Annotated in this window: 13 protein-coding genes and 1 tRNA gene; 4 read left to right on the forward strand and 10 right to left on the reverse strand. The window is 62.2% G+C overall.

Features of this window, described 5'->3' with window-relative positions:
• Nucleotides 1-86: 86 nt before the first annotated feature.
• From DXD77_RS07785 to argS, 4 genes are all read right to left on the reverse strand, one after another.
• Nucleotides 87-536, reverse strand: coding sequence for a VanZ family protein (locus DXD77_RS07785; protein WP_117648363.1), 450 nt, complete (start codon nucleotides 534-536; stop codon nucleotides 87-89).
• A 7-nt stretch (nucleotides 537-543) separates the two neighbouring features.
• Complete coding sequence (locus tag DXD77_RS07790; protein ID WP_147325430.1) at nucleotides 544-1,944, reverse strand: hypothetical protein; 1,401 nt, start codon at nucleotides 1,942-1,944, stop codon at nucleotides 544-546.
• A 313-nt stretch (nucleotides 1,945-2,257) separates the two neighbouring features.
• Entirely contained in the window at nucleotides 2,258-4,804 is a 2,547-nt protein-coding gene (gene rho, locus DXD77_RS07795) for a transcription termination factor Rho (RefSeq protein ID WP_233506774.1), read from the reverse strand.
• A gap of 529 nt (nucleotides 4,805-5,333) precedes the next feature.
• Nucleotides 5,334-7,187 carry an arginine--tRNA ligase gene (gene argS / locus DXD77_RS07800; RefSeq protein WP_117648365.1) on the reverse strand — a complete coding sequence of 618 codons (1,854 nt, stop codon included), beginning with the start codon at nucleotides 7,185-7,187 and terminating at the stop codon, nucleotides 5,334-5,336.
• A gap of 342 nt (nucleotides 7,188-7,529) precedes the next feature.
• Here argS and DXD77_RS07805 point away from each other — a divergent pair, with 342 nt between their 5' ends.
• Together DXD77_RS07805 and DXD77_RS07810 are read left to right on the forward strand one after the other, a co-directional pair.
• Nucleotides 7,530-8,015 carry a CarD family transcriptional regulator gene (locus DXD77_RS07805; protein WP_022094807.1) on the forward strand — a complete coding sequence of 162 codons (486 nt, stop codon included), beginning with the start codon at nucleotides 7,530-7,532 and terminating at the stop codon, nucleotides 8,013-8,015.
• Nucleotides 8,016-8,132: 117 nt separating this feature from the next.
• Nucleotides 8,133-8,732, forward strand: coding sequence for an HD domain-containing protein (locus DXD77_RS07810; protein ID WP_117648366.1), 600 nt, complete (start codon nucleotides 8,133-8,135; stop codon nucleotides 8,730-8,732).
• A gap of 71 nt (nucleotides 8,733-8,803) precedes the next feature.
• On the opposite strand, the gene DXD77_RS07815 is transcribed toward DXD77_RS07810, so the two are convergent.
• A complete protein-coding gene (locus tag DXD77_RS07815) occupies nucleotides 8,804-10,090 on the reverse strand; it encodes a glutamate-5-semialdehyde dehydrogenase (RefSeq protein ID WP_117648367.1) in 1,287 nt (428 codons plus the stop codon).
• A 112-nt stretch (nucleotides 10,091-10,202) separates the two neighbouring features.
• Here DXD77_RS07815 and DXD77_RS07820 point away from each other — a divergent pair, with 112 nt between their 5' ends.
• Nucleotides 10,203-11,621, forward strand: a complete 1,419-nt coding sequence (locus DXD77_RS07820) for an alpha/beta fold hydrolase (RefSeq protein ID WP_117648368.1) — start codon at nucleotides 10,203-10,205, stop codon at nucleotides 11,619-11,621.
• Between the two features lie 101 nt (nucleotides 11,622-11,722).
• On the opposite strand, the gene proB is transcribed toward DXD77_RS07820, so the two are convergent.
• From proB to DXD77_RS07845, 5 genes are all read right to left on the reverse strand, one after another.
• Nucleotides 11,723-12,850 carry a glutamate 5-kinase gene (gene proB, locus DXD77_RS07825; RefSeq protein ID WP_055252326.1) on the reverse strand — a complete coding sequence of 376 codons (1,128 nt, stop codon included), beginning with the start codon at nucleotides 12,848-12,850 and terminating at the stop codon, nucleotides 11,723-11,725.
• Between the two features lie 103 nt (nucleotides 12,851-12,953).
• The gene (locus DXD77_RS07830; RefSeq protein ID WP_117648369.1) at nucleotides 12,954-14,459 is read right to left on the reverse strand and encodes a nicotinate phosphoribosyltransferase; all 1,506 of its coding nucleotides are present in this window, start codon (nucleotides 14,457-14,459) and stop codon (nucleotides 12,954-12,956) included.
• 84 nt (nucleotides 14,460-14,543) lie between these two features.
• Nucleotides 14,544-14,984 (reverse strand): hypothetical protein, encoded by a 441-nt coding sequence (locus tag DXD77_RS07835; RefSeq protein ID WP_117648370.1) that lies wholly within the window; start codon nucleotides 14,982-14,984, stop codon nucleotides 14,544-14,546.
• Nucleotides 14,985-15,048: 64 nt separating this feature from the next.
• A tRNA-Ala gene (locus DXD77_RS07840) sits at nucleotides 15,049-15,121 on the reverse strand.
• A gap of 151 nt (nucleotides 15,122-15,272) precedes the next feature.
• On the reverse strand, nucleotides 15,273-16,211 hold the full coding sequence (locus DXD77_RS07845; protein ID WP_117648371.1) for a radical SAM protein: 939 nt from the start codon (nucleotides 16,209-16,211) through the stop codon (nucleotides 15,273-15,275).
• Nucleotides 16,212-16,735: 524 nt separating this feature from the next.
• Between DXD77_RS07845 and DXD77_RS07850 the strand changes: the two genes are divergently transcribed.
• Nucleotides 16,736-17,935 carry an MraY family glycosyltransferase gene (locus tag DXD77_RS07850; RefSeq protein WP_117646362.1) on the forward strand — a complete coding sequence of 400 codons (1,200 nt, stop codon included), beginning with the start codon at nucleotides 16,736-16,738 and terminating at the stop codon, nucleotides 17,933-17,935.
• Nucleotides 17,936-18,000: the final 65 nt, after the last annotated feature.

Consider the following 18,000-nt stretch of genomic DNA (forward strand, 5'->3'; position numbering starts at 1 on the left):
TACCGCCTCGCGGTGACATCGTTTTTATGTCAACCTTGGTCTAACAGAGCCAATAAAAAAGGCCGCCTAGGACCAAACAATACGTCCTAGGCGGCTTTTTTGGCGCGCATCAGCGGCCGTAAGAGATATCGGAGCACAACGCCCGTTGCCGCTCCGCAGCAGTCGATCATCACATCGGTGATCATGCCGGCGCGTCCCGGCACAAAGAGCTGAATCGTCTCGTCGATCGAAGGAATCAGCAGCAGGAACACCGCCGTGGGCAGCAGCACGTCAAAGGTGCGCCGGCCCTCAAAATCAAAGGCGTGCGTTGCCAAGATGCCGAGCACCATATACTCGGTAAAATGCGCGCATTTGCGAACAACAAAGTTGGTCACCCATTCATATGGAAGTCCCACGCTGTGCAGGAAACCGCGGATAGCTTCCATGACCGTTAGGCTCAGCGAGCCCGACCCCGAGCCGGGAACCAGCGAATTGCCCCAGATCAAGAGCGCCATCAGGCAGGTCACGACCGCCCATTTTCGATTGATCTTAACCATGCAGAAGTTATGCCTCCGCGCGGAGCGGCGCGAAGCTGGCGGTACCGCCCTCGATAACGCTCAGATAGGCACGGCCCGTACGCTTGGCGGTAGAGGACTGCAGGCGCTCGATCTCTTCCTCGAGGATCTGATTGACGCGCTCGTGACGACGGTTTTCCATAATGCCGGCGGCAATAGCCTCGGCCCGCTCGATGCTCTCGCGCGAGATACGGGCAGTATCCTCGGGGAACACAGCGCTGTGACGGCCGACATAGGCGGGGGCAGCAGGCTGAGGGGCAGCGACGGGAGCGGGGGCTGCAACAGGAGCAGGCTCGTCAATCTCATCCAGAATCGCAGTGGCGGCGGCCCACATGTCCTCGTGGCCCGAGTAATCGGCCATGGGGACATCAACCTCGAGCGAGGCGTCCGGAAGGTCGCCGGTGTCGATGCGATCTTGGGCATCAATCGATGCGGTGATGGCTGCAGGCTCATCGAGGTCATCGAGATCGATGTCCGCGGCACCGGAAATGATAGGCATGCTGGCGAGGTTTGCGTTGTACGGCGCAGCCTCAGCCGCCTGCTGCTGGGCAGGAGCGCCCCAAAGCGAGCTTTCGGCGGCACGGCGGGCGGCAACGGCCTCCTCGTCCGCGGTCATGGCTTCATCAACGTACGAATTATCGGCAGAAACGTTCGCGTCCGCCGAGGTAGCGCTGTAGGCGTTATTGGCTGCCGCGTTGGCAACGAGTGCCACAAAAGCCGCCGTGCTGCCCGCAGGGGCGGCCTGGGAGCCCGACACGGCACGCGCCGCGGCGGCGATGTCGTCGCGATTGAAGGAGCCGGTCTGCCCGCCGTTGGTGAGCTCGTCGATGGCGACTTGATAGACGTCGCGCGAGCGCGCAGGGTCGCAGCTCACCGGCGAATCGTCGTCGAGCATGCTGTCGATCATGGACCAAGCCTCGGCCTCGTCCATAGCATCTGCGGCACGAGCAATGGTAGGAACACCATCGTCGGCATGACGGCGCTGGAACGCACCAGTCAGGCCGGAAAGGAATGCCGAGTTAGACTGCTCCGACTGAGCCTGAGAAGCAGAAGTCGCAGCGTAAGGAGTCGCATCCTGCTGCTGAGCTGGAATCGAGGCGGTCTTGAACTCGCTTTGATGCTGATTGAGATTGGCGGCACCGCCCATGGCATCGGGCTGGAACAGACGCTCTTCACGCTGCGCACGATACTCGGAGATACCCAGCGAGGCGGCATAGATACCCACGCCCGCCACCGCGCCCACGGCGAAGGGAACTGCACCCGCCACGACCGTCTCGTTCACCGACGAAAACGGCAGCGTCGCGGCATACATAACCACGGGAGCGGCAAGGCCGATCCCACACGAAAGTCCGGCAAGGACTGCTCGTTGTGTTGCATCAGAAGAAGCCATGAGCTCTCCCCATCTTCCAGCACCCAAATCGCATCATTCAGTTGGCTGCGCGAGAGAAGATGAAGCGGGGCTATGCCCCAAAGCAACGGTATATGGTTCGTTTCATCTGCGTTTTCCGTCGCGAAGCTTAAAAGCTATTATGCGAAACCGCCCTGCCGATTGCAAGCGACGATGTCGGATTGAAACGGGAAACCTGCTGCTCGTCGGTCTTACGGTCAAAAATAAGCGCGGAGCGGCGCTACGGAAAAGGGCCGAGGCTCAAAGCCCCGACCCTCTATCGCATTGATGACTATCGCTGCGCGTGGATGACAACCTAGAACGTCTGCTCGTAGTCGCTGTGTTTTTTGGCCGAACGCACCAGGAACTCCTGGTTGGTGTTGGTGCCCTTAAGACCCTTGATAAACGATGCGGCTGCGCGCTCGGTGTTGTTCATGCCGGCAAGAATGCGACGCAGACCAAAGACAAACGGACGCATCTGCTCGTCGACCAACAGGTCCTCGTTACGCGTACCGGAGGCAACGGGGTCGATAGCCGGGAAGATGCGGCGGTCGGCCAGGTCGCGGTCGAGCTTAAGCTCCATGTTGCCGGTGCCCTTGAACTCCTCAAAGATGACTTCGTCCATCTTGGAACCGGTGTCGATGAGGGCAGAGGCCAGGATGGTAAGCGAGCCACCGTTCTCGATATTGCGGGCTGCACCCAGGAAGCGCTTGGGCGGATATAGGGCCGCCGAATCGACGCCGCCCGAAAGGATGCGGCCCGAGGCGGGCGCCGCCAAGTTGTAGGCGCGGGCGAGGCGCGTGATGGAGTCGAGCACCACCACGACGTCGCCACCCAGCTCTACGATGCGCTTGGCGCGCTCGATGACGAGCTCTGCCACGCGGGTGTGGTTGTCGGCAGGCATATCGAAGGTCGACGCCACAACCTCGCCCTTGATGGAACGCTGCATATCGGTGACCTCTTCGGGGCGCTCGTCGACGAGCAGGCAGATGAGGTGCACCTCGGGGTTGTTAATCGAGATAGACTGGCAGATCTTCTTGAGGATCGTGGTCTTGCCGGCCTTGGGCGGGGACACGATCAGGCCGCGCTGGCCCTTGCCGATCGGTGACACGATGTCGATGGCGCGGCCGGTAATAGAGTCCTTGCCGTGCTCCATGCGCAGCGGCTCGTTGGGATAGACCGGGGTGAGGTCGCTGAACTTGGGACGGTTGCGAATCTGCTCGGGGTCCAGACCGTTGACGGTCGTGATTTTGGCGAGGCCGGCGCGCTTGTCGCCGCCGCGCGAAGGACGCAGCGAGCCCTCGATGACGTCGCCCGTGCGCAGGCGCGCGGAGCGGATGAGGTAGGCGGGCACGAAGGCGTCGTCGTTGGACTTCATGTAGCCATGGGCGTGGATGATGCCGGAGCTGTCCGGGCGAATCTGCAGAATGCCCTTGATGTCGCGGAAGCCCTCGGCCTTCGCAGCGGTGACGTAGATTTCCTCGACGAGCTCGGCCTTCTTCTTGCCGGTCGTCTCGATCTCGAACTCCTTAGCCTTCTCGCGCAGCTCAGCGACCTTCATGGCCGCGAGTTCCTCGCGCGAAAGCGTGGGCTCGGTGGGAGCGGCATTACGCTCCTTGTTGCGCTGTTTGCGATCGCGCTGGCGGTTGCGACGGTCGTTGTTGCGGTCGTCCTTACGCTCGTTGCGCTCGTCGTTGCGCTTGTGCTGGCGACGGTTGGGACGAGCGCCGTCTTCGCCCTCAGCGGGGGCGGCACCATCGGTTGCGGCGGTGCCAACATTGGCCGCGGCGGCGTCATTGGCCTCGGCGCCAGAATCAACCTGCGCTTCGACATCCTGCTGCTCGGACGCCTTGGCCTTAACGGACTTCTTACGACCGCGCTTGGGCTTCTCGGACGCAGGCTGTTCGACGTCCTGGGCCTTGGCGACATCAGTCGACGCATCGGCGGTCGTCTCGGCAGAATCCTCGGACGCACCCTTCTTGGCAGCCTTGGCCTTGGACGTGCGCTTAGCAGCAGTACGACGGCTGCGACCGGGACGGACGTCGGCGGGCTCGGCATCGGCGGGAGCGGCCTCGGAAGTCGTAGCATCCTGGACGGGTGCATCGGCAGCGGTTGCAGACTCGGCGGTCGCCGCAGCATCCCGAGCGGCGGCGGCTGCTGCTGCGGCCTTCTCTGCCTCGACAAAGGCCTTGGGCTTGCGACCGCGACGGTGCGGGCGCAAAGCCGGATCGACAACGGGAACTTCGTTGGCCTCGACAGGCGCAGCGGGCTCAACAGGCAATGTGCCCTCCCCTGCCGCGGAACGGACCGAAGCCTCAGTGAGCTCGGGGGCTACCTGTTCCGCAACTTGCTCGGCCTTAGCAGCCGTGCGGCGGCGTGTGCGCGGTGCCGGCTTCTCGGTCGGCAGGTCGGCGGCAGGGGTCTCGATGGCGGCAGGCGTCTCGGGCACAGACGGAGCTGCAAGCTCGGTCAGAGCCGCGGCCTCGCGCTCGGCAGCACGACGGCGGGCGCGCACCACCTGAGCCTCGCTAATCTGCGCCAACGCACGTGCCTGCGCGACCTCATCGGAAATCGGCGCCGAGGAGTCAGCTGCAACGGTGCGCTTGGCGCGCGTCGTGCGCGTGGTACGGCGCTTGGGCTTGGTGACCTCCTCGCCGTCAGCGGCAGGCTTGGCCGTGCGGCGCGCGAGCTTGGGCTTTGCCGGAGCAGCCTCCTCACCAGTTGCAGGCGCAGGCGTCGAAGCAGCCTTAGGCGTCTCGGGAGCCGAGGCTTGCGCGGGCGCCGCGACCTGGTCCGACGCAACCGGTGCAGCGGGAGCGGCTTGCGTCGTCGTTATTTCGTTTTCTTGCTGTTGATCAGACACAGTGTTTGCTCAACTTTCTTTTCAAGCCCTGTGATCACATGCTCCCTGCATAAACCTTCAGGGCGGCTAAACAGTCTAGTTCCGTTCAAAACGACGGACATCATTGATCTGTATCGAGATGATTGCGTCAACTACGCAGCGTTAGTGTAACACAACCGCCGCCACCTGCAACTTAGTCATTGGGGGCGTTCTTAAACGACTAGTCAAAAGGGACACTCTTTGGTCTACCACCCACAAATCAGACTGCCTCCGCAAAAACTATGGCGGTTTACTACGACGAATCGATCAACCGCGACCACTCCGAAACATGTTGAACTAAAACCGCAGGTAGATGCCTTGCGCTTTTTTGCGAAAAGCCAGCGTGGTTGGAAATTCCCAATTCATCGTAGTAAACCGGCATAGTTTCGTATTTCCAGCAGTTCCAAATTCGTCAATACGTCGGCATTTGCGAAAAAAGCCCGACCTCCGTGGGAGATCGGGCTTATAGGGCTCAGTTAAACCAAACCTACACGGTCAAATGACCCGCAGGTTACATCTGCTCGGGCGCGGAAACGCCAACGAGGGTGAGCACCAGGGCGAGCGTCACGCGGACGGCATCGCAAGCGGCCAGACGGGCACGCGAAAGCTCGGGGTCGACGGGACGGCCCTCGCTCGGCAGCACCTGGCAGGCAGCGTAGAAGCTGTGGAAGTCACCGGCGAGTTCCTCGGCAAAGTGGGTCAGACGGAACGGGGCGCGATCGCGAGCACAGCTGGCGATCAGGTCGGTGAGCTCGTTGAGCTTGCGCGAAAGGGCGAGCTCGGTCGGGTCGGTCAGCAGCGAGTAATCGACGTTCTCACCGATGGCCTTGGCGGCAACGGCCTTCATGCCCATCTCGTTGGCCTGCTCGGCGGTAACGTCGGCGGCACGGCGCAGGATGGAGCACACGCGGGCGTGAGCATACTGCACGTAATAGACCGGGTTGGAGTTGTCGCGCTTCTTAACGGCCTCGATGTCGAAGTCGACCATCTGGTTGGAGCTCTTGGAGATGAGCGTGTAGCGAGCGGCATCGGAGCCGACCTCGTCGACGAGCTCCTGCAGGGTCACCATGGTGCCCTTGCGCTTGGACATACGGACGGGCTTGCCGTTACGCAGCAGGTTGACGAGCTGGCCCAGTAGAACCTCGAACTTGCCGGGGTAACCCAGAGCGTCGCAGACGCAGCGGACGCGCTCGATGTAACCGTGGTGGTCGGCGCCCCAGATGTCGATGACGTGGTCGACGCGCTGGAACTTATCCCAGTGATAGGCGACGTCGGAGGCGAAGTAGGTGTACTCGCCGTCGGACTTGATCAGGACGCGGTCCTTGTCGTCGCCCAGATCGGTGGAGCGGAACCACAGGGCGCCGTCCTTGGTGTAGAGGTAGCCCATCTTGTCGAGCTTCTCAAAAGCGCGGTCGACGGCGGAGGTGCCGGCGGTCTCGCCCTCGGTGTCCTTCACATACAGCGAGCGCTCGGAGTACCAACGGTCAAAGTCGCAGTTGACGGCGTGGCAGAGGTCGCGCATGTTGTCGACCATCTTCACGTAGCCGCGCTCACGGAAGCTCTCCATACGCTCCTGCGGATCGGCGTCGACCCACTTGTCGCCGTCGGTGCGCCAGAACTCGGCGGCCTCGTCGATGATGTAGTCGCCGCCGTAAGAGTCCTTGCCCAAGGTCTCGGCAAAGTTGTCCTGATACGGATGGGTCTCGGGGTGCTCGTCGTTCTCGTCGGCAACAAAGGCGTCACGGTCGGCGATCAGCAGCTTGTGAGCCTCGTCGATATCAACGCCCTGCTTGGCGATGATGTCGGCAAGCTGCATATAGCGCGTGCTGATGGAGTTGCCGAAGGTGTTCATCTGAGAGCCGTGGTCATTGATGTAGAACTCACGCTGGATCTCATAGCCGGCGTGGTCCATAACGCGGCAGAGCGAATCGCCCAGCGCGGCCCAGCGGCCGTGGCCGATGTGCATGGGGCCGACGGGGTTGGCGGAAACGAACTCGACCTGGGTCTTCAGGCCACCACCGACGTTGGACTTAGCGAAGTCCATGCCCTTCTCGCGAGCCTCGCCAAAGATGGCATTCTTGACGGCAACGGAGAGGTAGAAGTTGATGAAGCCGGGGCCTGCGATCTCGACCTTCTCGATCGCGGGGTCCTCGGGCATATGGGCAACGATGACCTCGGCGATCTTGCGCGGGGCGCAGTGGGCCAGCTTGGCGGACTTCAGGGCCATGGTAGAGGTCCACTCGCCATGAGAAGTGTCAGCCGGTCGCTCGATAGCGCAATCGTCAAGTTCAAATGCGGAAAGGTCGCCGGCCTCCTGGGCCGCAGCAAGCGCAGCGCGTACCAGCTCTTCAATCTTCTCGGGCATAGATCCTCCTTGTGTTAAAGCCCCCGAGCTCTTGGTCACTCGTAGGGCAAAAGCCAGAGTTTGTAGCACTTTATCACAAGCGACGGGCACTGTCGCAGGGTAAAGCTAATAGATATTGCATATGCACAAAAATGACTACAGCTTGCATGGAGTCACTCAAAGATGCCGGTCTGCCTGCAGATTATGCAGGCGTTGAAAATGCATAAAGGTGTGAATGAGCTGCGTCTGTTATCGAATACTCTTACCTATCAGAATTGTGTGCTTTTCCTGCATAAAGTAAGGGTTTGCGCACGTCAGCGTGTTATTCTAGACATACGTAAATTCGTATAAGTTGGAGGTAGCATGTTCTCAATCGGTCAACACGTCATTCATCCGGGTCAGGGAGTCTGCACCGTCGTCGGTTTTAGGGACGACACGCCGCAGCCCATGCTGTTGCTCGAGACCAAGCAGGGACATGCGCAGACGATCCTCATGTACCCCGTGGCGCAGGCCGATCGTTTGCATGCCGCCATCTCCCAGCAAGATGCCGAGCACCTGCTGAGCCACTATGACGAGCTGGAGTGCGACACCTTTACCGAGCGTAACAGCTCGCTTGAGGAGACGCACTTTAAGCAGCAGCTCAAGCTGGGCGCGCCCGAGACGGTCCGCGTGGCAAAGACCATGATGCACCGCATTCGCCAGGCCGAGGAAGCTGATAAAAAGCCCAGCTCTTACTACATGCGCGTACTCAAGGAGGCCAAGCGCCGCTCCATTGAGGAGTTCGCCGTGGCCCTGGGCGTCACCGAAGAGGACGCCGAAGCCCGCCTAGCCCAAGCCGCCCTCAACTAACCCATCCGCGCCAAAAACCACCACAAAGGGGACAGGCACCTTTGTGGTGGTTTTTTCGTTCTAGTCGTTCTAGTAGTATTCATTCTTAGCGATACCTACGAGCACAAGGAGCCTCTTATGGCAGAGCCACTTACCGCCGGAATCACCCGCGACCGTGCGTTCGAACTGCTCAACGAGCACAACAAGGACCCGTTCCACATCACCCATGGCGAAACGGTCGAGGGCACCATGCGCTACTTTGCGCGCGAGTTCGACCCCGAGAACGAGGAGTTTTGGGGCATCGTCGGCCTGCTGCACGACCTGGATTGGGAGGAGCATGAGGATGACCCCATGAACCACACCATCTATGCGGCCGAGATCCTCGAGGGCGAGGGCGCCTCTCCCGAGCTCATTCGCGCCATCCAGACGCACACGTCCGATTTCAACACCTCGCTGCCCAAGCCCGAACTGCAGATGGAAAAGATACTGTTCGCCTGCGACGAGCTCACCGGCCTGATCGGAGCCGCCGTCGTCATGCGCCCGAGCAAGAGCGTCATGGACTTTACGACCAAGTCGCTCAAGAAGAAGTTCAAGGACAAGCGCTTTGCCGCCGGCTGCTCGCGTGACGTGATTTCGCAGGGCGCCGAGATGCTGGGCTGGGAGCTTCCCGAGCTCTTCGACCGTACCATCGCGGCCATGCAATCCTTCGCTCCCGATCGCGACACCTTCCAGGCCTAACCGCCCACGCCACCTATAACCACCGCAAAGGGGACAGGCGCCTTTGTGGTGGTTTTTCGTTTGCAACAGGTTTAGGGACGGACCTGGCCGGTGCCGCGGAGCTTGTATTTGTAGGTAGTGAGGGCCTCGGCGGCAAAGGGGCCGCGGGCGTGGAGCTTTTGGGTCGAGATGCCGATCTCGGCGCCCAGGCCAAACTCGCCGCCGTCGGTGAAGCGCGTGCTGGCGTTGGCATACACGGCCGAGGCATCGACCGCGTCCAGGAAGCGCTCGCAGGCATCCTCGTCCTCGGCAACGAGGGCCTCGGAGTGCATGGTGCCGTAGCGGTTGATGTGCGCGATGGCTTCGTCCTCGTTCGCCACGACCTTCACGCTCATCTCGAGCGCCAGATACTCGCGGCCCCAGTCCTCCTCAGTCGCGGCTACATAGTCGTCGCCCTCGGCAAGCCCGGCGGCAGCGCATGCGGCGCACGTGGCCTCGTCGCCGTGAATCAGCACGCCGTGGTCGTGCAGCACGGCAACGACCGCCGGCAAAAACGAATCCGCCACGGCACGGTCGACCAGCAGCGACTCGGCGGCATTGCACACGCCCACGCGCTGCGTCTTAGCGTTGACGATAATGTTGAGCGCCTTGTCAAAATCGGCGGATTCATGCACGTAGATGTGGCAGTTGCCTGTGCCCGTCTCGATCACCGGCACAAGCGACTCGCGCACGCAGCGCTGGATCAGGCCCGCACCGCCACGCGGAATGAGCACATCGACAATACCGCGGAGCTTCATGAGCTCGCCGGTGGCCTCGCGGTCGGTGGACTCGATCATCGAGATAGCTTCGCGTGGAAAGCCCTGGGCCTCAAGCGCATCGGCCAGCAGTTCGGCAATCATGGCGCACGAGTGATAGGCCAGCGAACCGCCGCGCAGGATGCAGGCGTTGCCGGTGCGGATGCAGATGCCCGCGGCATCGGCCGTCACGTTGGGGCGCGCCTCGTAGACCATGGCAACCAGGCCCAGCGGCACACTCACGCGCGTAAGGTCCACGCCACTCGCAAGCACACGGTGATCGAGCACGCGGCCCACGGGATCGGGCAGCTCGGCGAGCTTCTCCAGGCCGGCGGCCATGCCCTCGACGCGCTCGGGCGTCAGCAGCAGACGATCGAGCAATCCGACCGAGGTGCCCGCATCACGCGCAGCGGACATATCGAGCTCGTTGGCGGCGACGATGGAGTCGATACCGTTGCGCAGTGCTGCGGCCATGGCGCGCACGGCCTCCTGGCGCTGCTCGTCGCTCGCCGTGGCAAGCGAGGCCGACGCTGCCTTAGCGGCAACGGCAAGATCGTGGACATACGTGGCTATATCGACCGACATGGACGGCCCTTTCTCCTAGAAGTTTGCAACCATGGTAGCCGATTTGCGCATGCCCTCGCCCGCGGCGGTAGAATTGGTCAACCCGAAACACCGCAACGAACGGAAGACTCACATGGCCCTCATTACTTCGTACCACGTCCCCGGCCTGTATGTCGAGGACCACAGCATCGACGTCCCCCTCGACTGGCGCGGCCTGGAGCCAATGCTCCTGGCCGTCGGCAGCACCATGCGCCGCGGCGCTATGCCGGCACCAATCGCCGGCGCGCCCGAGAGCATCAAGCTCTTCTACCGCGTGGTTTGCGCGCCCGACCGCATCAACGACGATCTGCCGCTGCTTCTGTTTTTGCAGGGCGGCCCCGGCGGCGAGAGCCCGCGTCCGCTGTCACCCACAAGCGATGGCTGGATCGAGGAGGCCGTCAAGCACTTCCGCGTGGTCCTGCCCGACCAGCGCGGCACCGGACGCAGTAGCTGCGTGGACGGACGCACGATTGCCACCTTGGGCGATCGCGCCGAGGCAGCCGGCGCCGATGCGGCCCGCTCGCAGGCGGACTTCCTCAAGCGCCACCTCGCCAGCTCCATCGTGCGCGATTTTGAGTACCTGCGCCTGGTGGGCTTTGGCGGCAAGCCCTGGGTCACACTCGGGCAGAGCTACGGCGGCTTTTTGACGTTGAGCTATCTGTCGCTCTTCCCCGAGGGCGTGGCGGCAAGCTTTACCTGCGGCGGCATCCCCCACGTGCCGGCGAGCGCAAGCGAGGTCTACGCGCACACCTTCCCGCGCATGGCTGCCAAGACACAGCAGTATTACGACCGCTACCCCGCCGACGTCGAGCGCGTGGCGGCTCTTGCCGATGCGCTCGAGGCTCAGAAGCCCGTGCTGCCCGACGGCTCGCCGATGACGGTCGAGCGCCTACAGCTCATGGGCAGCGACTTTGGCATGAAGCCGAGCTTTGAGCGCATGCATTGGATTATCGATCACGCTTTTGTTGACGGCGACGGCACGCTGACCTGCGGCGTCTCGATATCTGACAGCTTTTTGATGCGTGCCTTCGAGCGCACCAACACGCGCACGAATCCGCTGTACTGGACGCTTCAGGAGTTCATCTACGCCGACGGCGATACCATGCCCATTCGCTGGGCCGCGGCAGAGGAGAAGGCACACCGTGCCGAGTTCGACACCCTCGCGCGCCCGCTCATGTTTACCGGCGAGGCCATGTTCCCGTGGATGTTTGAGCAGATGCCCGAGCTTAAGCCGTTTAAACCCACCATGGACCTGCTGATGGAAGACACCAGCTGGGACAAGATCTACGACCCGCAACGCCTGGCCTGCAACGAGGTGCCGCTCCAGGCCGCGGTGTATTTCGACGACATGTACGTCGATTCGGGCCTGCAGCTCGATACGCTCAGCCGCGTGGGCAACTCGCATGCCTGGGTGACGAACGAGTTCGAGCACGACGGCCTGCACGGCAGCGTGGTGTTCAAGCACCTCTTCGACGAAGCCCTCAACCGCGGAGACCTGCGCCAGATCTTCTAGCAAAGGAGTGTCCCCGTCTGCCGGCACAAAAGGAACGTCCCCAAGTGCCGGAAAAGGAGAGGCAGCACTGCTGGCAAAACGAGCCGCAGCGCTGCCTCTCTTTATGCAAACACTATCAAGTTGTCCCTATGGATCGCGGGCTTCTCGGCCAGGTCTGCGAGCAGGCGGTTGCTGGCAATCTGGTCCTGGCGGCGGCCGGCTGCAAGCTCCAGCACGTCCGAATCGGCCTCGGCGATACCACGGGCGACAACCATGCCGCTCGGGTCGCACACGTCGAGCACATCGCCCTCGGCAAACTGGCCATCGACCTCGCGAATACCCACCGCGAGCAGCGACGATCCGCGGCTGACCAGCGCCTTCGCGGCGCCATCATCGACCGTCACCGAGCCATGCGCCTTGTCACCCAGTGCGATCCACAACTTGCGCGGCGCAATGTCCAGGCGCTCCGCCGGCGGATCGAACAGCGTACCCACGCTCTCGCCGCGGGCCAGACGCACGAGCGCATCGGGCTCCTCGCCCGAGCAAATCACGCTTTGAATGCCCGCCGTCATGAGAATGCGGCTCGCGCGAATCTTGGTGATCATGCCGCCCGTACCCACCGATGTGGAAGAATCGCCCGCCGAGGCGATAATCTTGGCATCGATCTTATGCACGACCGGGATAAACTCGGCCGTCGGATCCTCATGCGGATTGGCGGTGTAGAGGCCATCGATGTCCGAGAGCGTCACGCACAGATCGGCAGAAACCAGGCAGCTCACAAGCGCCGCCAGCGTGTCGTTGTCGCCGAACTTGATCTCATCGACGGTAACGGTGTCGTTCTCGTTGACGACCGGCACCACGCCCAGCTCCACCAGGCGCAGCAGGGCGTCGCGCGCGTGCAGGTAGGACGTGCGGCGCGCCGTGTCGTGACGCGTGAGCAGCACGAGCGAGGTGAGCAGGTCGCGCGCATGGAACTCCTCGTCGTAGGCCGACGAGATGATGCACTGACCGGCCGAGGCGCAGGCCTGCAGGCTCGGCAGGTCACCGACCGGCTTGCGGTCGAAGCCCAGCACGGGATAGCCGCAGGCAATGGCACCCGAGCTCACCACGACCAGGCGCCAGCCAAGCTCGCGCAGCGCTGCGGCCTGGTCGGCAAGCCCGCCGATAAAGGCGCGGTTGACCTTGCCGTCGGCGCCCACCACCGTGGACGAACCGATCTTTACCACCATCGTTTTATAAGAAGTCGTCATACGTCAAACCAATCGAATGTCGAGCGTTCGGGCGAGCTGGGGCAGTCGGGGCGCCTGGTGCGGAACGGACGAAAATGATCCGTTTTCCTCCGTCCCCTTCGGATCATTTTGCCCAGGGGAAGGCCGAAGCCGCAGCCATGTTCTTGCGCACGAGCTCGTCGCGCACCTGAGCCAGGCCCTGCTCCATGCCCACCACATAGGTCTGCGGGTACAGGAAGCGCTTGAAAGCTGCGTCCAGATGGTCAAGTGCCCAGGCGCAACGCTCGCGCGCGTCCTGGATGCTCTCACGCGGAGCCACCGCACTGCCATCGCGCACGATCGGCACCAGCAGCTCGCGATACTCAAGTTCGGACACGTCGGTCACCAGAGCGGCATCATTCACGGCCACGAGGGTATTGCCGCGCGCGGCGCCCTCCCCCGCCAGATGGTCCTCGTCGTAGATCATGTCGCAGACCGGGCCGCCAAAGCCGTCGTAATAACGGCGCACGCGTTGCACACCCGGGATCGTGCGCTTGTAGGGCTGCTCGGAGAGCTTGACCACCGGCGTCCACGGGTCCGTCTCACTCGCACGGCGGGCGGCGAGCTTGTACACGCCGCCCAGCGCCGGCTGGTCGTAGCAGGTCGCGAGCTTGGTGCCCACGCCAAAGCTATCGATAGGCGCGCCCTGGTCGAGCAGCGACTGAATCGTGTACTCATCCAAATCGTTAGAAACCGAGATCCCCACATAGGGCAGGCCCTCGGCATCAAAACGGCCGCGCACATACTTGGAGAGCTTGGCGAGGTCGCCGGAGTCGATGCGAATGGCCGACAGGCGCTCGCCCACCGCTTCCATCTCCTTGGCAACCGTAATGGCATGCTCGCAGCCCTCACGTACGTCGTAGGTGTCGATGAGCAGCGTGCAATTCTTGGGGCTCGACTTGGCAAAGGCGCGGAAGGCCTCGAGCTCGGAGTCGAAGCTCATGACCCAGCTGTGCGCATGCGTGCCAAAGACGGGAATACCGTAGCGGCGGCCGGCGAGCACATTGGACGTAGAGGAGCAGCCGGCAACGTAGCTCGCGCGCGCGACGGCCAGCCCGCCATCGGGACCCTGGGCGCGGCGCAGGCCAAACTCGGCAACGGGACGGCCGTCCGCCGCCAGCACCACGCGCGCCGTCTTGGTGGCAACAAGCGTCTGGAAGCCGACGATGTTGAGCAGCGCCGTTTCGAGCAGCTGGCACTCCAGCGCGGGACCGGTGACGCGAACCATGGGTTCGCGCGGAAAGACGAGCTCGCCCTCGGGGACGGCGTCGATGTTTACATGTGCACGAAAATCGCGCAGGTAGTCGAGGAATGCAGGCTTGAACATCGCACCGCCGGCCGGGGCCTGGAGTGAGGCGAGGTAGTCGATATCCTCGGGCGTAAAGCGCAGGTTCTCGACCAGCTCGGGCAGCTCGGCGGTGCCGCACATGACGGCATAGGCGCTGCCAAAGGGATGGTCGCGGTAAAACGCGGTAAAACAACCCTGCTCATTGGCCTTGCCGCTCTCCCACAGGCCCTGGGCCATAGTGAGCTCGTACAGATCGGTGAGCATTGCAATGTCGGTGGGATGCGAGATGTCGGTCAAAGCCATGGGGCGACCTTTCGGATGCGTTGTGCAGAGGTTGAGGGTTGGAAAAGGGCAGAGTGTTCGGGCATGGCACCCAGCGCGAATGGGCTAGAGCAGGCCCATGCTGGTCAGGATCGTGTAGCCCATAAAGATGACAAACGCGATGAGGGCAAGGACAATGATGATTTTTTGAGCCGGCGCCATGCCAGGGATCTCGTTCTCGCCCGTAGGCTCCTTGGAGGTAACCATGCGCTGGGCAAAGGTCATCTCGTCACGGCTCGGCTTGGGCTCGACGGACTTGGAACGAGCGACCTTTTTAGGCTGAAGTTTAGGTGCGGTGGGCGCGGGCTTCGCGGCGGCGGGCTTGGGCGCGGGGGCGACGTTCGCGGCGGCCTCCTCGGCCTTCTCGCGCTCGGCACGCAGGGCGGCCAGCTCCTCACGCTCGCGGCGTGCCTCTTCCTGGGCCTCGCGACGAGCTTTCTCGGCGCGGAGCTCTTCCAACTCGGCGCGTTCCTCGGCAGACAGTGGTTGGGACTCAAGCTTGGCCATGGTACAGCCCTTTCTTTTAAAAAAAGCCGCCGACACAATGTCAGCGGCTTATCAAATCCAAGGGTGGAGACGAAGGGAGTCGAACCCTCGGCCTCTGCCATGCGACGGCAGCGCTCTCCCAACTGAGCTACGTCCCCAGGACAAGTTGATATTTTACCTACGGCTCGCCAACTGTCAACGCCCAATACCCAGTCTTTTTGGGACGCGGCTATTTTGACAACTTTTCGAGCAGGCGATCCTCTCGATGATTTTTTAATCCCCGTCCCAGAAAAATCATCGGCGAGCGCACTACTTTGCGCTGGTGAGGACGCCGGTGGTGTCGAACGCCGGGGTGAAGCTCTCGTCTACCGCTCCGCCTTCTTGCCAAAACATCGTCGTAAAGCCCAGGTCGTCGGCATGGTCGAGCACCTGCTCGTACTCCTCGCGCGTCACGGCGCGCGCCAGGTCGCCGCCTTGTTCGCGCATGAGGGCATTGGGCGTGTACTGGTTCATGACCGAGATCGGCACGTCGCCCACCGTCTGCCACACCAGGTCCAACACGCGGCACGAATCGTCCGCATGCCCCGGCAGCACCAGATGACGCACGATTATGCCGCGCTTCATGAGCCCGTCCCCGTCTACCAGCTCTCCCCCGCGGCGCTCAATCTCGCGCGCCATCTGGGCCAGACCCGACACAGCCACGCGCGGGTAGTCCTTAATATGAGAGAGTGACTGCGCAAGCGCCGCATTGGCATACTTAAAGTCGGTAAGCCACACGTCGACCAAATCGCCGAGCGCCGCCACGGCACTCGCACGCTCATAACCGCTCGTGTTGTAGACGATCGGGATGTCCAGCCCGCGCTCCCGAGCTGCGGCAATCGCGGCAGGCAACAGGTGCGCATAGTGCGTCGCCGTCACTAGGTTGATGTTATTGGCGCCCTGGTCCTGCAGCTCCAGCATAATCTCGACCAAACGCTCGGGCGAAATCTCAAGCCCAAAATTGCCCGTCGAGATCTCGTGGTTCTGGCAATAGATACATTTGAGCGAGCAGCCGCTAAAGAAGATCGTGCCCGAACCGGCCTCGCCCGAGATAGGCGGCTCCTCCCACATATGAAGCGCCGCGCGGGCCACCTTGAGCGTGTCATCGGCACCGCATACGCCGTGCGCACCCTCGTCGCGCACCGCACCGCAACGGCGCGGACACAAATGGCAGGCGGGCGAAAAAAGTTCGGTCAACGGCGTCGGCATAAAAACATGCTCCAAAACAACGATTCAGCAGCTCAAACGTAAAGGGACCAACCGCACAGACGGCTCGAGCCCAAGGCGCCGTAATCGTCCGACACGATTTTTGTAATGTCAAGACTGGAATCGATAAAGTGCCGCTTTATGATGTAGGTATTCCGCCCCCCGCGGAGCAACTGGGTGAACCGTCGCGTTTATTTAGGGAGCCCACACAGTCGTACCTAGTACAGGTATCCTTCGTTGTTAAGGACGCTGGAACAGTCGATGAGGGCACCCACCTGTTTTAGGTGGGTTCATTTTCGTAACGTGGGGGGTGGTTTTTATTTGCCGAAAACCACCATTACAGCCCATATGGATCCCCGCCGGTATCCCGACAATCCATCGACAACATCCCAATATCTGGTAAGCGCGTGATTATCGCTGCGTGCAATTCCATGCACCCCCCGTGGTCGAGTATCATGGTTCGGCTATGCCCTTTGCGCTTAGCAACCTTTGACCTTTTCCTTCGACGCTTGGCGGTTTTTAGATTCATGGCTTCATCCCCGAGCTACATACCGTATCTATGCGTGGCAGCGGCGGCCTTTATCACGACCTTCCTCACGGTGCCCCTGGTCAAGCGCTTGGCAATTAAGCTCGACGCCGTCGACTATCCTTCTAAGCGCCGCATCAACACCAAGCCCATCCCGCGTTTGGGCGGAACGGCGGTGTTTTTGGGCCTGGTCGTTGCCTGTATTGTGCAAATCCTAGGCACCTGGTACCTGGGTTGGCCGCCCGTTTTGGTGCCCCACCCCCGTCTGCACATCAGCTACCCCATACTTGCGCTTTCTTTTACCGTCATCTTTGCGACCGGCGCTATCGACGACGTCTTCCAGCTCAAGCCCAAGCAAAAGCTAGCCGGACAGGTCCTCGCCGCGCTTATCGCCTGTATCGGCGGCCTGCGGATCGGCGTCATCGTCAACCCGTTTGCCCCCGGCGAGATCATGCTCGGATGGCTCGCCTACCCCATCACCGTGATCTATCTGGTGGCATTCACCAACATCATTAACCTCATCGACGGCCTCGACGGCTTGGCCACGGGCATCTGCGGCATCGCGTCGTTCACCATGTTTTCGATGGCCGTTCTCTCGGGCCGCATCGACGCCGCCGCGCTCTCCATTGCGCTCTTTGGCGCTTGCCTGGCCTTTTTGCGCTACAACTTCAACCCCGCAAGCATCTTCTTGGGCGACTCGGGGTCGTTGCTTCTGGGCTTTGCACTGGGCTCCATCTCGCTGCTCAACGTGAGCCGCACCGCCGCGCTCACCTCGCTTATAATCCCGCTCATCGTTGCCGGTGTGCCCATCATCGACACGTTTAGCGCCATCGTGCGCCGCAAGCGCGCCCACATTAGCATCGGGCAGGCCGACAAGGGCCACATCCACCACCGCCTGATCCAAGAGGGCTACAACCAAAAGCAGGCAGTGCTCCTCATCTACGCCTGGTGCATCATGCTTTCGGCCGGCGCCGCCGCGATTAACCAGGTCGAGGTGCCCATGCGCGTGCTCATCTTTACCGTACTCGCCATTGGCTCGGCGGCCTTTGCCAAGCACCTGCACCTGTTTGAGCCCGTGCTGCGCCACCATTACAACAAGCGCACGCACGAGGACGAGCTCGTCACCCCCGACGATCCCGCCTTTAAGCAGGAGGAGCAGGCGGCAGAAGAACGCAGGGAGGAGCGCCACCACAGGCGCTAGGGTAAGCTGCCGAGGATGCGCCCAGGCGCCGCCGGCCAAACGCGCAGCCACGCCGCGCCCATCGC

Origin of the sequence: Collinsella sp. TM09-10AT (assembly GCF_003436275.1) — a bacterium.
Taxonomy (GTDB): Bacteria; Actinomycetota; Coriobacteriia; order Coriobacteriales; family Coriobacteriaceae; genus Collinsella.